Source organism: Kitasatospora sp. NPDC056800, from assembly GCF_042789775.1.
GTDB lineage: Bacteria > Actinomycetota > Actinomycetes > Streptomycetales > Streptomycetaceae > Kitasatospora.
Genome location: NZ_JBHUAL010000102.1, coordinates 1 through 21,147 on the forward strand (window position 1 = coordinate 1; position 21,147 = coordinate 21,147).

At 75.4% G+C, this 21,147-nt stretch carries 21 protein-coding genes; 16 read left to right on the forward strand and 5 right to left on the reverse strand.

The features are described from left to right. Positions 1-29: 29 nt before the first annotated feature. Positions 30-1,199: a sensor domain-containing protein gene (locus ACFRQN_RS22205; RefSeq protein WP_049657675.1), complete on the reverse strand. Its 1,170-nt coding sequence runs from the start codon at positions 1,197-1,199 to the stop codon at positions 30-32. A 341-nt stretch (positions 1,200-1,540) separates the two neighbouring features. On the opposite strand from ACFRQN_RS22205, the gene ACFRQN_RS22210 reads away from it, so the two are divergent. The 11 genes from ACFRQN_RS22210 (at position 1,541) to htpX (ending at position 12,757) form a co-directional block, all read left to right on the forward strand. Continuing rightward, the gene (locus ACFRQN_RS22210) at positions 1,541-1,957 is read left to right on the forward strand and encodes an NADH-quinone oxidoreductase subunit A (protein WP_049657666.1); all 417 of its coding nucleotides are present in this window, start codon (positions 1,541-1,543) and stop codon (positions 1,955-1,957) included. Beyond that, positions 1,948-2,664 carry an NADH-quinone oxidoreductase subunit B gene (locus ACFRQN_RS22215; RefSeq protein ID WP_380741638.1) on the forward strand — a complete coding sequence of 239 codons (717 nt, stop codon included), beginning with the start codon at positions 1,948-1,950 and terminating at the stop codon, positions 2,662-2,664. Before ACFRQN_RS22210 ends, ACFRQN_RS22215 begins: the two co-directional genes overlap by 10 nt. Further along, complete coding sequence (locus ACFRQN_RS22220; protein ID WP_380741639.1) at positions 2,661-3,776, forward strand: NADH-quinone oxidoreductase subunit C; 1,116 nt, start codon at positions 2,661-2,663, stop codon at positions 3,774-3,776. The genes ACFRQN_RS22215 and ACFRQN_RS22220 overlap by 4 nt, the downstream gene beginning before the upstream one ends. Next, positions 3,773-4,732, forward strand: a complete 960-nt coding sequence (gene nuoH / locus ACFRQN_RS22225; protein WP_369808373.1) for an NADH-quinone oxidoreductase subunit NuoH — start codon at positions 3,773-3,775, stop codon at positions 4,730-4,732. The genes ACFRQN_RS22220 and nuoH overlap by 4 nt, the downstream gene beginning before the upstream one ends. Further along, entirely contained in the window at positions 4,729-5,286 is a 558-nt protein-coding gene (locus tag ACFRQN_RS22230; RefSeq protein WP_380741640.1) for a NuoI/complex I 23 kDa subunit family protein, read from the forward strand. Before nuoH ends, ACFRQN_RS22230 begins: the two co-directional genes overlap by 4 nt. Further along, a complete protein-coding gene (locus ACFRQN_RS22235; protein ID WP_380741641.1) occupies positions 5,283-5,993 on the forward strand; it encodes an NADH-quinone oxidoreductase subunit J in 711 nt (236 codons plus the stop codon). The genes ACFRQN_RS22230 and ACFRQN_RS22235 overlap by 4 nt, the downstream gene beginning before the upstream one ends. Continuing rightward, the gene (gene nuoK, locus ACFRQN_RS22240) at positions 5,993-6,385 is read left to right on the forward strand and encodes an NADH-quinone oxidoreductase subunit NuoK (protein WP_049660586.1); all 393 of its coding nucleotides are present in this window, start codon (positions 5,993-5,995) and stop codon (positions 6,383-6,385) included. Before ACFRQN_RS22235 ends, nuoK begins: the two co-directional genes overlap by 1 nt. Further along, a complete protein-coding gene (locus ACFRQN_RS22245; RefSeq protein ID WP_375876939.1) occupies positions 6,382-8,451 on the forward strand; it encodes an NADH-quinone oxidoreductase subunit L in 2,070 nt (689 codons plus the stop codon). The genes nuoK and ACFRQN_RS22245 overlap by 4 nt, the downstream gene beginning before the upstream one ends. A gap of 53 nt (positions 8,452-8,504) precedes the next feature. Beyond that, positions 8,505-10,061 (forward strand): NuoM family protein, encoded by a 1,557-nt coding sequence (locus tag ACFRQN_RS22250; protein ID WP_380741642.1) that lies wholly within the window; start codon positions 8,505-8,507, stop codon positions 10,059-10,061. A gap of 56 nt (positions 10,062-10,117) precedes the next feature. Beyond that, positions 10,118-11,662, forward strand: coding sequence for an NADH-quinone oxidoreductase subunit N (locus tag ACFRQN_RS22255; protein ID WP_380741643.1), 1,545 nt, complete (start codon positions 10,118-10,120; stop codon positions 11,660-11,662). A 231-nt stretch (positions 11,663-11,893) separates the two neighbouring features. Next, positions 11,894-12,757 (forward strand): zinc metalloprotease HtpX, encoded by an 864-nt coding sequence (gene htpX / locus ACFRQN_RS22260; RefSeq protein WP_049656598.1) that lies wholly within the window; start codon positions 11,894-11,896, stop codon positions 12,755-12,757. Positions 12,758-12,772: 15 nt separating this feature from the next. Here htpX and ACFRQN_RS22265 read toward each other — a convergent pair whose 3' ends face one another. Beyond that, on the reverse strand, positions 12,773-14,227 hold the full coding sequence (locus ACFRQN_RS22265) for a PLP-dependent aminotransferase family protein (protein ID WP_049656596.1): 1,455 nt from the start codon (positions 14,225-14,227) through the stop codon (positions 12,773-12,775). On the opposite strand from ACFRQN_RS22265, the gene ACFRQN_RS22270 reads away from it, so the two are divergent. The 3 genes from ACFRQN_RS22270 (at position 14,226) to ACFRQN_RS22280 (ending at position 16,704) form a co-directional block, all read left to right on the forward strand. Further along, the gene (locus ACFRQN_RS22270) at positions 14,226-15,134 is read left to right on the forward strand and encodes a DMT family transporter (protein WP_074003988.1); all 909 of its coding nucleotides are present in this window, start codon (positions 14,226-14,228) and stop codon (positions 15,132-15,134) included. The two genes, ACFRQN_RS22265 and ACFRQN_RS22270, sit on opposite strands and share 2 nt — an antisense overlap. Before the next feature lie 175 nt (positions 15,135-15,309). Further along, positions 15,310-15,735: a BlaI/MecI/CopY family transcriptional regulator gene (locus tag ACFRQN_RS22275; RefSeq protein ID WP_049656591.1), complete on the forward strand. Its 426-nt coding sequence runs from the start codon at positions 15,310-15,312 to the stop codon at positions 15,733-15,735. A 3-nt stretch (positions 15,736-15,738) separates the two neighbouring features. Beyond that, entirely contained in the window at positions 15,739-16,704 is a 966-nt protein-coding gene (locus ACFRQN_RS22280) for a M48 family metalloprotease (RefSeq protein ID WP_117488272.1), read from the forward strand. A gap of 34 nt (positions 16,705-16,738) precedes the next feature. Here the strand turns inward: ACFRQN_RS22280 and ACFRQN_RS22285 are convergent, their stop codons facing one another. After that, the gene (locus tag ACFRQN_RS22285; RefSeq protein WP_380741644.1) at positions 16,739-17,434 is read right to left on the reverse strand and encodes an NAD(P)H-dependent oxidoreductase; all 696 of its coding nucleotides are present in this window, start codon (positions 17,432-17,434) and stop codon (positions 16,739-16,741) included. Positions 17,435-17,523: 89 nt separating this feature from the next. Here ACFRQN_RS22285 and ACFRQN_RS22290 point away from each other — a divergent pair, with 89 nt between their 5' ends. Further along, a complete protein-coding gene (locus ACFRQN_RS22290; RefSeq protein WP_074004051.1) occupies positions 17,524-18,441 on the forward strand; it encodes a sigma-70 family RNA polymerase sigma factor in 918 nt (305 codons plus the stop codon). A gap of 39 nt (positions 18,442-18,480) precedes the next feature. On the opposite strand, the gene ACFRQN_RS22295 is transcribed toward ACFRQN_RS22290, so the two are convergent. Further along, complete coding sequence (locus ACFRQN_RS22295; protein ID WP_380741645.1) at positions 18,481-19,485, reverse strand: NADP-dependent oxidoreductase; 1,005 nt, start codon at positions 19,483-19,485, stop codon at positions 18,481-18,483. Between the two features lie 149 nt (positions 19,486-19,634). On the opposite strand from ACFRQN_RS22295, the gene ACFRQN_RS22300 reads away from it, so the two are divergent. Then, the gene (locus tag ACFRQN_RS22300; protein ID WP_079272382.1) at positions 19,635-20,660 is read left to right on the forward strand and encodes a LysR family transcriptional regulator; all 1,026 of its coding nucleotides are present in this window, start codon (positions 19,635-19,637) and stop codon (positions 20,658-20,660) included. Here ACFRQN_RS22300 and mug read toward each other — a convergent pair. Further along, on the reverse strand, positions 20,600-21,142 hold the full coding sequence (mug, locus tag ACFRQN_RS22305; protein WP_049652089.1) for a G/U mismatch-specific DNA glycosylase: 543 nt from the start codon (positions 21,140-21,142) through the stop codon (positions 20,600-20,602). The genes ACFRQN_RS22300 and mug overlap by 61 nt on opposite strands. Positions 21,143-21,147 lie beyond the last annotated feature (5 nt).

Consider the following 21,147-nt stretch of genomic DNA (forward strand, 5'->3'; position numbering starts at 1 on the left):
CGCCCTACTGTGCCGTGCTGTTCCCGCGCTCAGCGGCGGGCGGTGCGGGTGCGCCAGGGCAGCTCGACGGTGACGGTGGTCGGGCCGCCGTCGGGGCTGTCCACCAGGAAGACCCCGTCCACCGCGCGGATCCGCTCGGCCAGCCCGGCCAGGCCGCTGCCCGGGTACGGGGCCGCGCCGCCCTTGCCGTCGTCCTGGACCAGCACCATCAGCTGGTTGTCCGAGCGCCAGACCTCGACCGTGGCGGAGCGGGCGCCGGCGTGCTTGGAGACGTTGGTCAGCAGCTCGCTGACGGTGAAGTAGGCGATGCCCTCGACCGCCGAGTCCGGGCGCTCGGGCTGCCCGTCCGGGCCGCTCAGGTCGACGCTCACCCGGACCCCGCCGGGGACGGTGCAGCGGGCGGCGACCGAGGACAGCGCGGCGTCCAGGCCGCGGTCGGTGAGCACCGCCGGGTGGATGCCGCGGGCCAGGTCGCGCAGCTCCTGGAGGGCCAGCTTCACCTCGCCGTGGGCGTTGTCGACCATCTTCGCGGCGGCCGCCATGTCGTCCTCGGACTCCACCTCGCGCAGCCGCTCCTTGGCCATGCCGAGGTCCATCGCCAGGGCGACCAGCCGGGCCTGGGCGCCGTCGTGCAGGTCGCGCTCGATCCGGCGCAGGTCGGCGGCGGCGGTGTCGACCACGGTGCCGCGGTCGTCCTCCAGCTCGCGCACCCGCTCGGCCAGGGCGCCCGGGAAGAGCAGCGACTCGATCAGGATGCGGTCGACCGAGGCCAGCCCGCGGATCACCCAGGGCAGCACCGGCCAGAGCACGATCACCGAGACCAGGGTCAGGGCGAAGCTGAGCACGCCCCAGGGCAGCATCAGCACGTTGTAGAGCGCCGAGCGCCAGTTCAGCAGGTCGGTGAGCTGGGCGATGGTGTAGCCGACCACCCCCGGGCGGCGCGGCTTCACCGGCTCCGGCTCGTCGATCGCGGAGCCGTACGCGGCGCGCGCCCGCCGCCGGCCCAGCGTGCCCAGGGAGCGCGAGACGGCCAGGCCGCCGGCCAGCATCGGCAGGCCGAGCACGGTGACCGACAGGCCCAGGCCGACCGACAGCGCGGTCATGGCCAGCACGAAGCCGAAGATGCCGAGCGGCAGGTTCAGCAGCAACTGGCCGACCTGGTGCCACATCCTCGTGCCGTACAGCGGTGGGCGCTCCATCCGGGCGTCCTGCTCCTTGATGGCGTCCACGGCGCGGTGCAGCGGCTTCATGCGGATCTACCGTCCCTACTTCGTCGTGCGGCTGGACCAAGCTTCCCGAACCGGGAGCGGTGGGGGCCATGGGGGTGATACATCTTCCCGGCCGGGGGTTAACCCCACCCCCGGGGCCGGTCACCGGACGCCCGCCCGGGTGTCCACCGGCCGTCTTGCGGAGCGGGCAGGGTTCGGGCGGAGCGGAGCGGTCCCCTTAGACTCACGCTTTGGCCATGGTTGGGCCGGTGAGAGCAAACGTCGTAGAACTGTCTTGAGGGCGGGTTCACGGCCGAGGTGGAGGCGAAGGCATGGAGGGGAAGCACGCGGCTGCCGTCGCGGCCGACCCGGCGGTCGGCAGCGGCTACTTCGACGCGTACGCCGCGATGGGCCTGATGGCCGTCGTCGGGGTGCTCTTCGTCGCCGTGGCGTTCACCGCCAACCGGCTGCTGCGGCCCGTGGTGTACTCGCCCGAGAAACTCCTCGCCTACGAGTGCGGGGTGGACCCGGTGGGCGAGGACTGGGCGCACACCCAGATCCGCTACTACGTGTACGCCTTCCTGTACGTGATCTTCGCGGTGGACGCGATCTACCTGTTCCCCTGGGCGACCGTCTTCGCCACCGCCGGGTACGGCGCCGGGACGCTGATCGAGATGTTCCTGTTCATCGGCTTCCTCGCGGTCGGGCTGCTCTACGCCTGGAAGAAGGGCGTTCTGGAATGGACGTGACGCACTCCCACTCGCACGGCGGCACACAGGGCGGTCCCGTCCCGCTCGGCCTGCCGGACCCCGCGCGCCCCGGCGCCGTCGAGCGCCGCGGCCTCGGCCCGCTGGCCCGGCTCGCGCCGGACCCGGTCAAGGTGGTGCTCAACTGGGGGCGCCGCTACAGCCTCTGGTGCTTCAACTTCGGGCTGGCCTGCTGCGCGATCGAGTTCATCGCCGCCTCGATGGCCAAACACGACTTCATCCGGATGGGTGTCATCCCGTTCGCGCCCGGACCCCGTCAGGCTGATCTGATGATCGTCTCCGGGACGGTCACCGACAAGATGGCGCCCGCCGTCAAGCGCCTCTACGAGCAGATGCCCGAGCCGAAGTACGTCATCTCCTTCGGCGCCTGCTCCAACTCCGGCGGCCCCTACTGGGACTCCTACTCGGTCACCAAGGGCGTGGACCAGATCATCCCGGTGGACGTCTACGTGCCCGGCTGCCCGCCGCGGCCGGAGGCGCTGCTCCAGGGCATCCTCAAGCTCCAGGAGAAGATCGCCACCGAGTCCCTGCCGGACCGCTACACCGTGCCCGCGCCCGCGGCGGCGCTGCGCCGGCCGCTGGTGGCCGGGCCTTCGGGGGCTTCCGCGGCCGGTACCGCGAGCGGCTCCGCGGCAGGCTCCGCGCCCGGGACCGCGGCCGGCGCTTCGACCGAGGGAGGGGTCTCGTGACATCCGCCGAGCAGTACGCGGCGTCGGTCGGGGAGTGGGCGACCGGCGCCGAGGCGTACGGGCTGGTCACCGTCGACGTCCCCGCCGAGCACTGGACCGAGGCGCTCACCAACGCCCGGGACGTCCTGGGCCTGGGCTTCTTCGACTGGCTGAGCGCCGTCGACGAGCTCGCCGAGGGCTTCTCCGTGGTCGCGCACCTGGCCGCCGTCGAGGCGCCCGGCGTCCGGCACCTCGCGCTGCGCACCCGGGTGCCGCGCGACCGGGCCGCGCTGCCGACCGCCGTCCCGGTGTACGCCGGTGCCGCCTGGCACGAGCGCGAGACCCACGAGATGTTCGGCATCGACTTCCCCGGACACCCCCACCTGGCCACCCTGCTGCTGCCGGACGGCTTCGAGGGGAACCCGCTGCGCAAGGAGTTCGTGCTCGCGGCCCGGGTCGCCAAGGACTGGCCGGGCGCCAAGGAGCCGGGCGAGTCCGACCACGGCGGCGGGCCGGCCCGGCGCAAGATGCAGCCGGCCGGTGTGCCGGACCCGAACGAGTGGGGGCCGCTCAAGGGCACCCTGCCGCCGGTCGCCGAGCGGCCCGCGCGCGGTGCGCGGGCGGCGGGGGCGGCGGCGCGGACGCCCCGGGCGGCTGCGGGCGCCGGTGCCGCTGGTGCGGCCGGCGCTGGCGCCGGTGCGGCTGCCGCGGGCGCCGAGGGCGGTGCCCCGGTGCGGGCGGACCGGCCGCGGCGGACCCGGTCGGTGTCGGAGGGGTCGGCGAGCCAGGCGGGCGCCGAGGCTCCCGCGGCCGCTCCGGCCGAGGGCGCCCCGCCGGTGCGGGCGGACCGGCCGCGGCGGACCCGGTCGGTCTCCGAGGGGTCGGCCAGTCAGACGGCCGCCGAGGCTCCCGCCGAACCGGCCGCCGAGCCGACGGCCGAGCCCGCGGCTCCCGTACGGCCCCGGCCTTCCGACGCGCCCCGGTCCTCCGACGCGCCCTGGCACAACCCGGTGCCCGCCCACGAGGAGAAGCCGTCGGGCGAGCCCGCCGAGCCCGGCAAGTTGGGCAAGCCGGTCGAGCAGAAGGACGAGACCTCGGCCGGACCGGCCGACCAGGACGGAGAAGGCGCGTGAACCTGCTCGACACGGTGCTGCGCTGCGTCGCCACCCTCGTCGTCTTCCTGGTCCTCCCGCTGGTCATCGGCCAGACCGAGCACAAGGTCATGGCGCACATGCAGGGCCGGCTCGGCCCGATGTACGCGGGCGGCTTCCACGGCTGGGCGCAGCTCGTCGCGGACGGCGTGAAGTTCGCGCAGAAGGAGGACATCGTCCCGGCCGGGGCGGACCGCCGGGTCTTCCAGCTGGCGCCCGCCGTCTCGCTGCTGCCGTACCTCTTCGTGCTGCTGGCGATCCCGGTCGGCCCGGACGGCTTCGTCGGCCAGGCGATCGACGCCGGGCTGTTCTTCGTGCTCGCCGTGATGGGCGTCGGCGTGATCGGCAAGCTGATGGCCGGCTGGGCCTCGGCGAACAAGTTCTCGCTGCTCGGTGGCCTGCGCACGGCCGCGCAGCTGATGTCGTACGAGCTGCCGCTGGTGCTGGCGGCGGCCTCGGTGGCGATGGCCGCCGGAACGCTGTCGCTGCCCGGGATCGTGGACGCCTGGGAGTGGTACTGGCTGCCCTGGCAGCTGATCGGGGCGTTCGTCTTCTTCACGGCCGGTCTGGCCGAACTCCAGCGCCCGCCGTTCGACATGCCGATCGCCGACTCGGAGATCATCTTCGGCGCGTACACCGAGTACACCGGCCTGCGGTTCGCCCTGTTCCTGCTGTCCGAGTACGTGGGCATCCTGGTGGTGTCCGCACTGACCGCGGTGCTCTTCCTGGGCGGCTGGCACGGACCGCTGCCGGACCAGCTCGGCTGGCTCTGGATGATCCTCAAGACCTTCGCGCTGGCCTTCGTGGTCATCTGGCTGCGGGTCACCTACCCGCGTCTGCGCGAGGACCAGCTGATGCGCTTCGCGTGGACGGTGCTGATCCCGCTCGCGCTGGTCCAGCTGGCCCTCACCGGCATCATCAAGGTGGCGATCTCATGAGTTTCCCCGGTATCGGGCTCGCCAAGGGCCTGGCCGTGACGCTGCGGACGATGACGAGGAAGAGCGTCACCGCGCAGTACCCCGACGTGCAGCCGGTGCTGCCGCCGCGTTCGCGCGGCGTCATCGCGCTGCTGGAGGAGAACTGCACGGTCTGCATGCTCTGCGCGCGCGAGTGCCCGGACTGGTGCATCTACATCGACTCCCACAAGGAGACGCTGCCGGCCGCCGAGCCGAACGCCCGGGCCCGTACCCGCAACGTGCTGGACCGGTTCGCCATCGACTTCTCGCTCTGCATGTACTGCGGGATCTGCATCGAGGTCTGCCCCTTCGACGCGCTGTTCTGGTCGCCGGAGTTCGAGTACGCGGAGACCGACATCCACGAGCTGACCCACGAGCGGGAGAAGCTCCGCGAGTGGATGTGGACCGTCCCCGCGCCGCCGGCGCTGGACCCGGCGGCCGAGGAGCCCAAGGAGATCGCCACCGCGCGCAAGACCGCGGACAAGCTGGCGGCCGCCGCCGCGGCGGCCCTCGAGGAGAAGGGTGACGACGCGTGACCGGTGCCACCACGCTTCTCGCGGCGACCGGCTCCCTGGAGCCGGCCGCCCGTTCGTTCCTGTCCCCGACCGGGCAGGAGATCGTCTTCCTGCTGGTCGGGATCGCCGTGCTCGGCTCGGCCGTGGTCTCGGTGACCACCCGGCAGCTGGTGCACGCCGCGCTCTGGCTGGTGGTCGCGCTCGGCGGGCTGGCGGTGGAGTTCCTGCTGCTTACGGCCGAGTTCATCGCCTGGGTGCAGGTGCTGATCTACCTCGGCTCGGTGGTCGTCCTGGTGCTGTTCGGGCTGATGCTCACCAAGGCGCCGATCGGGCGCTCGCCGGACGCCGACTCCAAGAACCGCTGGGTGGCCCTGGTCGTGGCGCTGGCCGCGGCCGGGACGCTGGTCACGCTGGTGGTCGACGCCTTCCGGACCTCCTGGATCGACCTCGGCCAGGGCGGCGGCTCGGCCGCCGTCACCGGGGCCAGCCTGTTCCGGCACTGGGTGCTGCCCTTCGAGGCGCTGTCCGTGCTGCTGCTGGCGGCGCTGGTCGGCGCGATCGTGCTGTCGCGCGGCTCGGGGCGGCGGGTGCCGCCGCCCCGGGCGGGCAGGCTGCGCGCCGGGCGGCCGGTCGGGTCCAACGGGACGGTCGCCGCGAACGCGGCCGCCGGCACGACCGCGGGCGCCCCCACTGCCTCGTCCGCGCCGTCCGCGCTGGAGGAGAGCTGATGCACCTCGCATACCCCGCCGTCCTCGCCGCGCTGCTGTTCAGCGTCGGCGTGTACGGCGTGCTCGCCCGGCGCAACGCCGTCCTGGTGCTGATGTCCGTCGAGCTGATGCTCAACGCCGTCAACCTCAACCTGGTCGCCTTCGACGCGTGGCTGCGGGACTCGCTGCACGCCGGGCAGGCGCTCACCCTGTTCACCATCACCGTCGCCGCCGCCGAGGTCGGGCTGGGGCTCGCCATCGTCCTGCTGCTGTTCCGGGCCCGGGGCACCGCGGACATCGACCGGGCCACCGCGCTCGGCGACCCGGGCGAGGCGCTCGCCGTCGAGGAGACGCCGGTCGGCGCCGGGACGCCGACCGGAGCCGAGGCACTGAAGGGCCAGGCCGCCGCATGAACCTCGCCCTGCCCGTACTCGTCCCCGCGCTGCCCGCGCTCGGCGCCGCCGCGACCCTGGCCGTCGGCCGGAAGGCGCCCGGGCTGGCCCGGCCGCTGGCGATCGTCCCGGTCGCCGTCGCGGCCGTGCTCGCCCTGGTGGTCGCCCTCCAGCTCGGCACCGGCCGGACCCTGGACGCCGGCACCCGGCTCACCCCGACCGGCGGCCCGGACATCACGCTCGGCCTCCACCTGGACGGCTTCAGCTCGCTGATCTCCGTGCTGGTCGGCCTGGTCGCCACCTGCGTCCAGGTCTACTCGACCGCGTACCTCAAGGAGGACCCGCGCTACCCCTCGTACGCGGCGCTGGTCTCGCTGTTCACCGCGGCGATGTTCCTGGTGGTCTACTCGGGCGACCTGATCGTGCTGCTGGTCGGCTGGGAGGTCATGGGCCTGTGCTCGTACTTCCTGATCGGCCACCACTGGGAGACCGCGGACGCCCGCTCGGCCTCGCTGAAGGCCTTCCTGGTCACCAAGCTCGGTGACGTGCCGTTCCTGTTCGGGATCTTCCTGCTCGGCGCGGACGCCGGCAGCTTCCGCGTCCCGGACGTGCTGGCGGCCGCGACGGAGGGCCGGCTCGGGCACCCGACGCTGACCGCGCTGCTGCTGCTCGCCGGCGTGGCCGGCAAGAGCGCCCAGTTCCCGCTGCACACCTGGCTCCCGGACGCGATGGCCGGCCCGACCCCGGTGTCCGCGCTGATCCACGCCGCCACCATGGTCGCGGCCGGCATCTACCTGGTCGCCCGGCTGCTGCCGGTGTTCCTGCTGTCGGGCGCGGCGCTGGTCGTGCTCGCGGTGATGGCCGCCGTGACGATGATCGGCTCGGCGCTCTGCGCGCTCGCCCAGGACGACCTCAAACGGGTGCTCGCCTACTCCACCGTCGGCCAGCTCGGCTACATGGCCGGCGCGCTGGCCAGCGGGGACCGCGAGGCCTCGGTCTTCCACCTGGTCAGCCACGGCGCGTTCAAGGCGCTGCTGTTCCTGGCCGCCGGCGTGGTGATCCACGCCGCGCACACCAACTCGATCTCCGCGATGTCCCGCATGCCCGGGCTGCGCAAGCGGGTGCCGGACGCCTACTGGACGACGGGCATCGCGCTCGTCGCCCTGGTCGGGCTGCCGCCGTTCTCCGGCTTCTTCAGCAAGGAGGCGGTGCTGACCGCCGCCGAGCACGCCGCCAACGGCGAGGCGCTGACCAACGGGCTCGGCCCGGCCTCGGCGGTGCCGCAGGCGGCCGGGTGGATCGTGCTGATCTCCGCCGGGCTCACCGCGTTGCTCACCGCCGCGTACGCGACCAGGCTCTTCCTGCTGGCGTTCCACAGCCCGGCCGGGGCCGCCGTGCCGACGGCCGCGGCCGCCAAGGCCCGGGTCCAGGCCCTGGTACCGGCACCGGCCGACCACGAGGCAGGGGCGCCGTACTCGCCCGAACTCGACGAGGCCGACCCGGCCACCGCCGAGCCGCCCGCGATGCGCTGGCCGCTCTGGGTGCTGGCCGTGCCGACCATGGGCTTCGGCATCGTCGGCCTGCGCTCGGACTGGCTGCCCGCGCTCCTGGACGGCGGTTCGCTGCGGCCCTCCGCGGTCACCGCCGTCACCGGGACCGGGCTCGCCGCGGTCGGCGTGATCGCCGCGTACGGCGCCTGGCGCTCGGCGACCGCCCGGCTGGGCACCGGCCGCCCGGCCCCGGCCGGAGGCTGGGGGAGGGTGCCCGAGCAGGGCGGAGCCCCGGCCGCCGAGGTGATCGTCGCCGACCCCGGGCGCACCCTGCTGGGCCCGCTGTTCGGCCCGGCCCGGCACGGCTTCGGCGTCGACCGGCTCTACCACGCGCTGTTCGTCCGCCCGGTGGGCGCCGCCGCGAAGCTGGTCCGCTTCCTCGACCGCGAGGTCGTCGAGACCTACGTGCGCGGCAGCGGAGCGGGCGCCAACCTGCTCGGCCGGGTCGTCCGGCTCGCGCAGACCGGCAACGCGCAGACGTACCTCAGCGCCCTGCTGGCCGGCGTCGTCCTGCTGGCCGTCCTGGTGGCGGTGTAGCCGGTGCTGCTGTCCTCGACCTCCGCCACCTCGACCGCTGCTGGGAGCCCCCGATGAACGCAGTCCTCATCGCCCTCCTGCTGCTGCCGCTGCTCGGTGCCGCACTCACCCTGGCGCCGGTGTTCGGGCCGGACCGGGCCGTGGCCGACCGGCGGGCCCTGCGGCTGAACACCGTCGTCACCGGCGCGGTGCTCCTGCTCGCCGTCGCCCTCGCGGCCGGCTTCGACCACGACGAACCCGCCCGGATGCAGGCCACCACCGACGTGTCCTGGATCCCGGCCCTGCACGTGCGCCTCCACCTCGGCGTGGACGGCGTCTCGCTGCCGCTGGTCGTGCTGACCGCGCTGCTCACCTTCCTCTGCGCGCTGTACTCGGAGAAGCGGCTGCCGGACGGGGAGACCGTGCCCTCGGCGCAGGCCTTCGTCGGGCTGTTCCTCCTGCTCGAGGTCGGCATGCTCGCCACCTTCGCGGTCCTGGACCTCCTGCTCTTCTTCCTGGCCTTCGAGATCGTGCTGATCCCGATGTACTTCCTGATCGCCCGCTGGGGGAGCGGCGCGAAGGTGCCGTCCGCCAACCGCTTCATCCTCTACACGCTGCTCGGCTCGGCCGTGATGCTGCTCGGCTTCCTGCTGATCGGCAGCAAGGCCGGCACCTTCGACATGCAGGCCCTGGCCGCCGCGCACGGCGGCGGCCTGAGCCACACCACCCAGGTGATCGCCGCGCTGGCGATCCTGGTCGGGCTCGCGGTCAAGGCCCCCGCCTGGCCGCTGCACAGCTGGCTCCCCGACGCGCACACCGCCGCCCCGACGGTGGGCTCGGTGCTGCTCGCCGGCGTGCTGCTGAAGATGGGCACCTACGGCCTGGTCCGCGTCCTCCTCCCGGTCGTGCCGGACGGCGCCGCCACCCTGGCCCCCTATCTGGGAGCCTTCGCGGCCGTCGGCATCGTCTACGGCTCACTGGCCTGCCTGGCGCTGGCCCGCCCCGGCGCCAAGGGCGACCTCAAGCGCCTGATCGCGTACTCCTCCGTCGGCCACATGGGCTTCGTGCTGCTCGGCATCGCCTCCCTCACCCCGGTGGGCGTCAACGGCGCGCTGTTCGCCAACATCGCCCACGGCCTGATCACCGGCCTGCTGTTCTTCGTCGTCGGCGCGCTCAAGGACCGCTACGGCACGGCCGACCTCGACACCCTGGCCGGCACCACCGGCGCCGCCCTGTACGGCCGGGCCCCGCGGCTCGGCGTACTGCTCGCCTTCGCCGCCGTCGCCAGCCTCGGGCTGCCCGGCCTGGCCGGCTTCTGGGGCGAGCTGCTCGCCATGTTCGGCGCGTTCGACCCGGCCGCCGGCCTGTCGCGCCCCGCGTTCGTCACCTACATGGTCCTGGCCGGCCTCGGCACCCTCCTCACCGCCGCGTACCTCCTGATCGTGGTCAAGCGCGTCTGCATGGGCGACCCCGAGCAGCCCGCCCCGGTGGCCGAACTCGCCGACCTGCGCCCGTACGAGGCCGTCAGCTGGACGCCGCTGGCCGCGCTCACCCTGCTCGCCGGACTCTGGCCCGCGCTGCTGCTCGGCCTCTCCGACCCCGCCGTCAAGCACCTCCTCGGGGGTGGCTGACCGTGCTCGCAGCCCAGACCGCCGCACTCGGACCTCACTCCACGGGGCAGCACACTGTGACCTCCCTCGCCGTAGCCAACCCGGGCAGCCTGATCCAGTCCGTGGACTGGGTGGCGATCGCGCCCCCGCTGATCGCCGCCGTGGCCGCCCTCGCCGTGCTGCTCACGGACCTGTTCCTGCCCGAGCGGCACAAGAAGTGGCTCGGCCGCCTCACCGCGGCCGGACTCGCCCTCGCCCTCATCGCGCTCCTTCCCCTCACCGGATCGTCACCCCGCGCCACCTTCTGCGTGCAGAACGTAGCAGGGGGGTCCGACAACGGCGGCTGCTCGTACGTCGCCGACCACTTCGCCCTGGTGTTCCAGCTGCTCGCCCTCGGCGGCGCGCTGATCGCGGCCCTGCTGTCGATGCACACCGTGGAGGACGAGAAGCTGCCGCGCGGCGAGTACTGGTTCCTGCTGCTCTCCAGCGCCACCGGCGCCGCCCTGCTGCCCGCCTCCCGGGACCTCGCCACCATGGTGATCGCCCTGGAGGTCGCCTCGCTGCCCGCCTTCGCCCTGGTCGCGCTGCGCCGGGACGGCCGGGGCGCCGAGGCCGCGTTCAAGTTCTTCGTCTCCTCGGTGACCGCGACCGCCGTGATGCTGCTCGGCGTCGGCTTCGTCTACGCGGCGAGCGGCAGCCTGCACCTCGGCGCCGTCGCCCAGGGCCTGGAGCACGCCCCCGGACAGCTCAGGCCGCTGGCCGAGGCGGGCGCGGTGCTCACCCTGGTCGGCTTCGCCTTCAAGGTCGCCGCCGTCCCGTTCCACTTCTGGGTGCCCGACACCTACACCGGCGCCCCGCTGCCGGTGGCCGGCTACCTCTCGGTGGTCGGCAAGGCGGCCGGCCTGTCCGGGCTCGCGCTCGCCACCACCGTCGCATTCCGCCCGTACGCCCACACCTGGGGCCTGGTGCTCGCGGTGCTGGCCGCCGTCACCATGACCGTCGGCAACGTCGGCGCGCTGCGGCAGCGCTTCGACACCCGGTACAGCGTGGTGCGGCTGCTCGCCTGGTCCTCGGTCGGCCAGGCCGGGTACCTGCTGGTGCCGCTCGCCGCGGCCGGCTACGCGCCCACCGGCGTCGACCCGCTCGGCGCCACCGCCGCGTACGCGCTGATCTACGGCGTGGTGAACCTCGGCGCCTTCGGGGTGGTCGCCGCCGTCGGCCGCCGGGCCGGGACCAGCGTGGACGACTTCCGCGGCCTGTTCGCCCGCAACCGCTGGACGGCGCTGGCGCTCGCCTTCTTCCTGCTCTGCCTGGCCGGGCTGCCGCCGGGCGTGGTCGGCCTGTTCGGCAAGGTCGTGGTGTTCCGCGCGGCGGTCGACGCCGGGCTGGGCTGGCTCGCCGTGGTGATGGCCGTCAACGTGGTCGTCGCCCTGTACTACTACCTGCTCTGGACGGCCCGGCTGTTCGCCCCGGCGGGCGACGCGCCCCTCGACGCGGCCGCCGCCGGGCACCGCCTGCCGGTGAGCCTCACCGCGACGCTGGGGCTCACCGCCTCCGCCGCCGTGGTCCTCTCGGTGGCGCCGCAGCTGGTCCTCCAGGTGGCGGGCGGCTCGCTGTTCTGAGCCCGGGCCGGGCCGGGCCGGGCCGTGGTTCCGGGCCCGGGTCGGGCCGATCCGGGGGTGAGGCCGGGCCGCTCCGCCGTGACGGCCCGGTGACGGTGCGGTGGTACCGGGGGTGCGGCCCGGCGGTGTCACGTCGGTCACAAGGGAACAAGGTCCCCGGCCCCACCCGTTGACCGGGCAAGAGGGACGAGGCAGAAAGGGCTTCCCCACCGCACCATTGGAGGGCCTGACGTGCACAGCCGGCACAACGGACTGAGGACCGCCGTCCTGCTCGGAGGCCTCTCCGCGCTGATCCTGGTGATCGGCGGCCTCTTCGGCCGCACCGGCTTCGTGATCGCCCTGCTGGTCGCCCTCGGGACCAACGCCTACGCCTACTGGAACAGCGACAAGCTCGCGCTGCGGGCCATGCGGGCCCGGCCGGTCAGCGAGTTCGAGGCACCCGGGCTGTACCGGATCGTCCGCGAGCTCTCCACCTCCGCCCGCCAGCCGATGCCCCGCCTCTACATCTCCCCGACCCCGGCCCCGAACGCCTTCGCCACCGGCCGCAACCCGCGCAACGCGGCGGTCTGCTGCACCGAGGGCATCCTGGGGATCCTGGACGAACGCGAGCTGCGGGGCGTGCTCGGGCACGAGCTGAGCCACGTCTACAACCGGGACATCCTGATCTCCTCGGTGGCCGGGGCGCTCGCCTCGGTGGTGATGTTCCTGGTGAACTTCGCCTGGCTGGTGCCGTTCGGGCGCAGCGACGACGACGACGGCCCGGGGCTGTTCGGGATGCTCGCCATCATGATCCTCGGCCCGCTCGCGGCCGGGCTGATCCAGATGGCGGTCAGCCGTTCCCGCGAGTACCAGGCCGACGCCGACGGCGCCCGGATCACCGGGGACCCGCTCGCCCTCGCCAGCGCCCTGCGCAAGCTCGACGCGGGCACCCGTCAGCTGCCCCTGCCGCCCGAGCCGCAGCTCCAGACCGCGAGCCACATGATGATCGCCAGCCCGTTCCGGCCCGGCGAGGCCGGTGCGCGGCTCTTCTCCACCCACCCGCCGATGGCCGAGCGGATCGCCCGCCTGGAGCGGATGGCGGGCGGGCGGGTCTAGCAGCGCCCCGGGGCGTCAGTCCGCGAGCTCCTCGTACGCGAGCCGCAGCCGGTGGACGCCCTCGGCGACCTGGGCGGAGCTCTCGGCGGCGGCGTAGCTGAGCCGGAGGTGGGGGGCCGGGGGCTCGGCGGGGTGGTACGGGCGGCCGGGGGAGAGCTGGACGCCGGCGCGCAGGGCGGCCCTGGCGAGGGTGGTGTCGTCGACGCCGTCGGGGAAGCGCAGCCACAGGTGGTAGCCGCCGGGGCGGTGGGTGCCGACGACGCCGGGCAGCTCGCGGTGCAGGGCGGCGACGGCGGCGGTGCGGCGGTCGCGCAGTTCGGCGCCGAGGGTGCGCAGGTGGCGGGCCCAGGCGGGGTCGGAGACCAGTTCCAGGGTGGCCTCCTGGAGCGGCCGGGGCACGAAGAAGCTGTCCACCACCTGGGTGGCCCGCAGCCGGGCCAGCGCCGGGCCGCGCGCGGTGAGGGCGCCGACCCGCAGGTTGGGGGAGGCCGCCTTGGTCAGCGAGCGCAGGTGCACCACGACCCCGTCCCGGTCGTCGGCGGCGAGCGGGCGCGGCAGCGCGGGGGCGTCCGCGTGGACCAGCAGCCGGGCGAAGTCGTCCTCGACCACGAAGGCCCCGGCCGCCCGGGAGATCCGCAGCACCTCCTCCCGCCGTACGGGCGACAGCACCGCGCCGGTGGGGTTCTGGAACAGCGGCTGGCAGAGGAAGACCCGCGCCCGGGTGGCCGCGAAGGCCTCCGCCAGCAGGTCGGTGCGCACGCCGTCGGCGTCGACCGGCACCGGGACGGGCCGCAGCCCGGCCGCCCGGACGACCGCCAGGATGCCCGAGTACGTCGGCGACTCCACCAGCACCGGCGAGCCGGGCGCGGCGAGCGCCCGCATGGCGACGGTCAGCCCGCTCTGCCCGCCGGCGGTGATCAGGACGTCCCCGGCGCCGATCGGCCCGCCGTGGCCGCCGATGTCGCGGGCGAACCAGCCGCGCAGTTCGGTCAGCCCGTCGGTGGGCGGGCGGTCCCAGGCGCCCGGCCGCCGGCCGGCCCGGGCGAGGACGGCGGCGAGCAGCCGTTCGGGCAGCAGCGAGGCGTGCGGGTAGCCGCTGTTGAGGTCGATGACGTCGGGCGCGGGCACCCGGAGGGTGTCGAACACCGGGGCGGCGAGCAGGTCGCGCGGGCCGGAGTCGGCGCTGAGCGCGATCTCCTGCCAGGAGAGGTCGCCGGTCCGGCCGGCCGGCGGGGCGGGGACGGCCGGGGCCGCGGCGAAGGCGGCCGCCCGGAACACCCCGGCGCCCGGCCGGGAGACCACGAGCCCCTCGGCGACGAGCACCGCGATGGCCCGGGAGACCGTCACCGGGCTGACCTGGTGGCGCTCCACCAGCGCCCGGCTGGCGGGCAGTTTCCGCCCCTCCGGGTAGCGCTCCACTTCCCGCCGCAGGATGTCGGCGAGTTCGGTCACGCTGCTACGCTCGTTCATGACGGCACAAGATAGCGCTATCCGCCCGAAGGCGATAGCACCTCGACCGGCCCCCGCTTCCGGCACCGCCCTCGCGGCCCTCGGGGTGGCCTCCTTCTCGCTCACCTTCCCCGCCACCGCGTGGGCCCTGACCGGCTTCGGCCCGTGGACCGCGACCGGTCTGCGCGGCGTCCTGGCCGCTGTGCTGGCCGCGCTCTACCTGCTGGCCGTCCGCGCCCGGCCGCCGCGGCGGGGGCAGTGGCCCGGGCTGCTGGTGGTCTCGGCCGGCTGCGTCCTCGGCTTCCCGCTGCTCACCACGCTCGCCCTGCGCACCTCCTCGACCGCCCACTCGGCGGTGGTCATCGGCGTGCTGCCGCTGGCCACGGCGGTGGTCTCGGCGCTGCGCACCGGCCGCCGGCCGTCCGGGGCGTTCTGGGCGGCGGCGCTCGCCGGGGCCGCGGCGGTGCTCGCCTTCACCCTGGTCCAGAGCCACGGCCGGCCGACCGCCGCCGACCTCTACCTCTTCGTGGCGGTGCTGCTCTGCGCCGCCGGGTACGCCGAGGGCGGGCGGCTCTCCCGGGACCTGCCGGGCGGGCAGGTGATCGCCTGGGCGGTGCTGGTCGCGCTGCCCGCGACGCTGCTGACCGCCGTGCTCGGGCTGGGCGCCGAGCCGGTCCGGCTCGGGGCGAAGGCACTGGCCGGGCTGGCGTACACGGCGGCGGTCTCGCAGCTCGGCGGGCTCGTGCTCTGGTACCGGGGGATGGCCGCGATCGGGGTGCCGAGGGCCAGCCAGCTCCAGCTCGCGCAGCCGCTGCTGACGCTGGTCTGGTCGGTGCTGCTGCTCGGCGAGCACCTGCCGGCCGCGGCGCCGGTCACCGCGGTGGTGGTGCTGGTCTGCATCGCGGTGACCCAGCGGGCCCGGAGCTGACCGGGCGGACGGGACCGGCCCCGGAGCTGACCAGGCGGGCGGCACCGGCCCCGGGGCGGAGCGGCGCCGTACGCCCCCGAACCCTCGCTCCGACCGGATCGGCGCGGCCCCGCGCTCGTTAGGATGAACCCGCGCCCGCCGGTCCGGGCGCGGCATCCGGAGGGAGTGGGCCGTCATGGCAGACCAGAGGCACGCCCCGACGGCCGGGGACGCGCCGCCCCGACGACGAGGCCAGGGCGAGCTGGAGGCGCAGGTGCTCGCGGTGCTCCAGCAGGCGCCCGGCCCGGCCGCCGCGGGGTGGGTCCAGGAACGCCTGGAGGGCGACCTGGCGTACACCACCGTGATGACCATCCTGTCCCGGCTGCATGCCAAGAACGCCGTGACCCGGACCCGCGCCGGCCGTTCCTACCTGTGGCAGGCCTCCGCGGACGCCGCCGGGCTGGCCGCGCTGCGGATGCGCCGGATGCTCGACGGGGAGGCCGACCGGGACGCGGTCCTGGCCAGCTTCGTCAGCGCGCTGCTGCCGCACGACGAGGAACTGCTGCGGGCGCTGCTGGACGCCGCGTCCGCCGATCCGGCGGCGCCCGACCGTGAGAGCTGACCCGTGGGCTTCTTCGTCTTCCTCCCGCTCGTCCTGCCGCTCACCGCGGTCCCGATCGCGCGCCTGACCGAGCAGCACCTGCATCCGCGCGGCGCGGCCCGGCTGATGACCGTGATCAGCGCGGTGATGGCGGTGTGCAGCGTGCTCTGCCTCGGACTGATCGGCGTGGTCGGCACCGCGCAGATCCCCGGCAACCCGCTGCCGGACAGCTGGTCCGACCCGGAGGTGCGGGCCGCGCTGCCGTACCACGAGACGGTCGGCACGGCCGCGATGTGGCTGCTGGCCCTGGTGGTCCTGGCCTGCGCCCGGACGGTCGTCCGGCACCTGCGGGTGCGGAACCGGGCCCGCCGGGCGCTGAGCGGGCTGCCCGCGGAGCCGGGGGAGTCCGGCGACCTCGCGGTGCTGCCGGACCACAGCCCGTACGCCTACGCGCTGCCCGGCTCGCCCGGCCGGGTGGTGGTCTCCACCGGGATGCTGGCCGGCCTGGCCGCCGACGAGCGCGAGGCGCTGCTCGCGCACGAGCGGGCGCACCTGCGCCACCGGCACCACCGGTACCTGCTGACCACCCAGCTCGCCGCCTGCGTCAACCCGTTCCTGCGGCCGCTGCAGCACGCGGTGGCGTTCAGCGCGGAGCGGTGGGCGGACGAGGAGTCGGCGCAGGCCGTGGGGGACCGCCGGATCACCGCGCGGGCGGTGGCCCGGGCGGCGCTGGTCTCGCACGCCGCCCCGGCGCCCGGCTTCGCGGCCTTCGCCACCCCGGCCGCGGCGGCGGCCTCGGCCGGCCCGGTGCCGCGCCGGGTCGCCGCGCTGCTCGGCCCGGTGCCGACCTCCCGCAACTGGCCGCCGGCCAAGACCCCGGCGGGCCTGGCGGCGATGGTCGCGGCGATCGGCACGGCGGTGTCGGCGCTGTGCGCGCTCAACGCCGCCGTGGCCCTGCTGGTGGTGCTCAAGGCCGTCACCCCGCTGTAGCGGCCGCCGCCCGGCCAGGCCCTGTCAGGGCGGCTCAGAGCGTCGCGGCCAGCTCGTCGAGGGCGGCCTCGGCCGCCGCCAGCGACTCGGCGGCGAGCGGCTGGAGGGCGTTCAGCGCCGGGACGTCCGCGGCCCTGGTGAGCTCGGCGGTGACCACGTGCAGGTGCTCCGGCGCGACCCCGATCCGGTCGAAGTACGCCCGCAGGTACGGGACCTGGAAGTCGCAGTGGGCGCGCGGGGTGCCCGGCGCGTAGCCGCCGCCGCGGACGGCGACGACCACCACGCGGGTGTCGCGCAGCAGCGGCTCGCCGGTCTCCGGGTCGTGGTGGACGCCGGGGAAGGTGACCCGGTCGATCCACGCCTTGAGGCCGGCCGAGACGGTGTAGTTGTACATCGGGCTGCCGACCAGCAGGGTGCCGGCGGCCCGCAGCTCCTCGATCAGCGGGCGGCTGAGCGTCCACTCGTGCGCCTCGTCCGGCCCTTCGGGGAGGCGGCCGATGTCGTCCAGCGGGAGTATCCCCTTGCGCTCGGTGCGGCGGCCGAGGGCGTCGTAGGCGGCGCGCACCGCGGGCACCGGGTCGGCGGCGAGGTCGCGGTACCGGTACCGGTCCCGGCCGGCGGTGCCGTGCCGGGCGTGCCAGGCGTCGGCGAAGCGGGCGGTCAGGGCGCGGCTGACCGAGCCGGACGGGCTGATGCTGGAGTCCAGGTGGAGCAGCGTGGTGGAGGTCATGGTGGTCTCCCGGTCACCTCGGAGGAGGACGGATCGTCATAGCGGTGACGGGCCGCGCCGAGGAAAGGTGACCGATGGACCGGGACGCGATGTCGGGAGCGGCGGCCGGGGCGGCGGCGGCCCCGGGGCGGCGGGCCGAGGCGCCGGAGGAGCGCTTCGAGGCCGAGCGCGGCCGGCTGCGGGCGATCGCCCAGCGGATGCTCGGCTCGACCGGCGAGGCCGAGGACGCCGTGCAGGAGGCCTGGCTGCGGCTGGTCCGCACCGGTCCGGCGGAGATCGACAACCTGCCCGGCTGGCTGACCACGGTGGTCTCCCGGATCTGCCTGGACCTGCTGCGGGCCCGTGCCGCGCGCCGCGAGGAGCCGGCCGACGAGGCGCTGCCGGAGGCGGCGGGCGGCGGCCCGGAGCCGGAGCGGGAGGCGCTGCTGGTCGAGTCGGTGGGCCGGGCGCTGCTCGTGGTGCTGGACCGGCTGGGCCCGGCCGAGCGGGTCGCCTTCGTGCTGCACGACGGCTTCGCGGTGCCCTTCGACCAGATCGCGCCGATCGTCGGGCGGACCCCGGTGGCCGCGAAGAAGCTGGCCAGCCGGGCCCGGCAGCGGGTCCGGGGGACGGCCGCGCTGCCCCCGGAGCCGCTGGCCGGGCACCGGCGGGTGGTGGAGGCCTTCCTGGCCGCCGCCCGGGGCGGGGACCTGGCCGACCTGCTGGCCGTCCTGGCGCCGGACGTGGTGCGCCGGGCCGATCCGGCGGCGCTGCCACCGGGCCGCGCCCTGGTGGCCCGGGGCGCGCAGGCCGTCGCCAGGGAGACCACGGTCTTCGGCCGCCGGGCCCGGTACGGCGCGGTGGCCCTGGTGGACGGGGTGCCCGGGATCCTGATCGCCCCGGACGGGCGGCTGCGGCTGGTGCTGCGGATGGCGGTCGCGGACGGCCGGGTGGCCGGCTACGAGGTGGTGGCCGACCCGGCCCGGCTCGCCGCGCTCGACCTGGCCGTGCTGCCGCTGCCCGGGTGAGTGCCGCCGGGGCGGGCGCTGCGGCGGGGCACGGGGCGGTCAGTCGGCGATCCGGACCAGCATCTTGCCGGTGTTCTCGCCGCGCAGCATGCCGAGGAAGGCGTCCACCACCCGGTTGAAGCCGTCCACGACCGTCTCGTCCGGGACGACGGCGCCCGAGCGCAGGTGCGGGACGAGGAAGTCGTACAGCTCCGGCCGGGCGTCGAGGTGGTCGCGGACCAGGAAGCCCTCCAGCCGCAGGCTCTTCCCGACCACGTCGAACAGGTTGCGCGGCGCGGCCGGCGGGTTCCCGAGCCGGTTGTACTGGGCGACCGCGCCGCACCAGGCGATCCGGCCGCGCTCGCGCAGGGCGCCGATGGCGGCCTCCAGGTGGTCGCCGCCGACGTTGTCCAGGTAGACGTGCAGCCCCTCCGGCGCGGCCTCGCGCAGCCGGTCCGCGATCGGGCCGTCGTGGTAGTCGAAGGCGGCGTCGAAGCCGAGCCGCTCGGTGAGGCGGGCGGCCTTGGCGGCGGAGCCGGTGCTGCCGACGATCCGGCCGGCGCCGAGCAGGCGGGCGAGCTGTCCGGCGGCGGTGCCGACGCCGCCCGCGGCCGCCGAGACGAAGAGCGTCTCGCCGGGCTGGAGCCGGGCGATCCTGGTCAGCGCGACCCAGGCGGACAGGCCGGTGCCGCCGAGCACCGACAGGTGGGCGCTGAGCGGGACGCCGGCGAGGTCGGGGAGCAGGCTCGCCCGTTCGGCGGTGACCACCGAGAGGGTGCGCCAGGCCTGGCGGTGCTGGACCAGCGCCCCGACCGGCAGGGCGTCGGCCCGGGACTCCACCACCCGGCCGAGGGTGCGCCCCTCCAGCGGGGCGTGCAGCGCCCAGCCGCCCTCCTCCATCTCCTCGCGCATGTACGGGTCGACGGACTGGTAGAGGTTCTCGACGAGGGCCTCGCCCGCCGCGAGGGCCGGGACGGTCTCGTCGACGAAGGCGAAGTCCGCGGCGGTCGGCGCGCCGTCGGGGCGGGCGACCAGGTGGACGGCGCGGGCGGTGGGACGGGACATCGGGGCTGCTCCAGGTGCGCGGGGGGCTCGGCGGGACGTGATCACCGTAGGAAGCGCGGGAGCGGCCGGGCAGGGGCGGCGGTCGATGGAACGGGCCGGTCCATGAGCGGGATCGATGGATCGCGGGCCCGCGGATTAGATTCGGGCGCATGACCGATCTCGCCCCGCACGAGCTGCGGACCCTGGTCGCCGTCGAGGAGGAGCGGAGCTTCACGGCGGCCGCCGCACGCCTAGGCACCACCCAGTCCGCCGTCTCGCACGCCGTCCGCGCCTGCGAGCGGAAGCTGGGCACGGTGCTCTTCGACCGCGGGCGCCACGGCGCACGCCCCACCGAGGGCGGCGCGCGGGCGGTGGCGTACGCCCGCCGGATCCTGCGGCTGCTGGACGCGATGGGCCCCGAGGTGCGCGGCGCGGGAGCGGACGGGCCGCTGACCGGCACCCTGCGGATCGCCGCCTTCCGCAGCGCCGCCGCCCACCTGCTGCCACCCGTCCTGGCCCGGCTCGCCGAGCGCCACCCCGGGCTCGGCACCCGGGTCCGGATCGTCCGGGAGCTCGGCCGGGGCAGCGCCGGGGAGGTCGCCGACGGGCGCGCCGACCTCGGGCTGGCGACGCTCGACGCGGGCGGCCCGCCGCCCGTCCCGGGCCTGGTCGCGGTGCGACTGTACGAGGAGTCGTACGCGCTCGCGCACCCGCAGGGCCACCCGGCGCCGCGCGAACTCCCGCTGGTCGACTGGGACGAGAACTGCGGCTCGTACACCCGGGACTGGTGGCAGCGGCAGGACTGGATCCCGCCCGCGACCGTGGACGTGGAGGACGACACGGTGGCCGTCTCGCTGGTCGCCCAGGGCCTCGGCATGGCGATCATGCCCCGGACCGCCCTGCTCGGCGCCCCGGCCGGCCTCGCCGTCACCGACCTCGGGCCGCGGCCGCCCAGCCGCTCCGTCGGGTACGTCACCACGCCCGAGCTGGCCGGGACGGCCGCCGTCCGGGCGCTGATCCGCGAACTGCGCGAACTGCCGCTGCCCGCCGGGCTGGTGGCGGCCCGGCCCTCGGCGGCGGCGCGTCCTTCGGCACCGGCCGGGGCTCCGGAAGAGGCCCCGGCCCCGGCGGCCGCTCAGCCCCCGACAGCCTCCCGGAGCCTGCGGAACTCCTCGGCCAGCCCGTCCAGGGTGTAGTGGGCGTTGAGGCCGCTGGGGTTCGGCAGCACCCACACCTCGGTGTCGCCGATGCCCTCCGGCTGCCGCCCGAGCGGGGCCCGGCGCTGCCCGAAGGCCGTCCGGTAGGCGCCGATGCCGAGCACGGCCAGGGCGCGCGGGCGCAGCCGCAGCACCCGCTCGCGCAGCGCGGCGCCGCCCTCGCGCAGCTCCTCGGTGGTCAGCTCGTCCGCCTTGGCGGTGGCGCGCGGGGCGACGTTGGTGATGCCCAGCCCGAGCGCGAGCAACTCCCGCTGCTCGTCCGGGCGGTACTGGCGCCCGGTGAAGCCGGAGCGGTGCAGGGCGGGCCAGAAGCGGTTGCCCGGGCGGGCGAAGTGGTGGCCGGTGGCGCCGGACCACAGGCCCGGGTTGATGCCGCAGAACAGCACCCGCAGCCCGGGCCCGGAGACGTCCGGGATGGTGCTGTCCTTGGCGGCCAGCAGCTGCTCGGCGGTGGGCTTCATCGGTG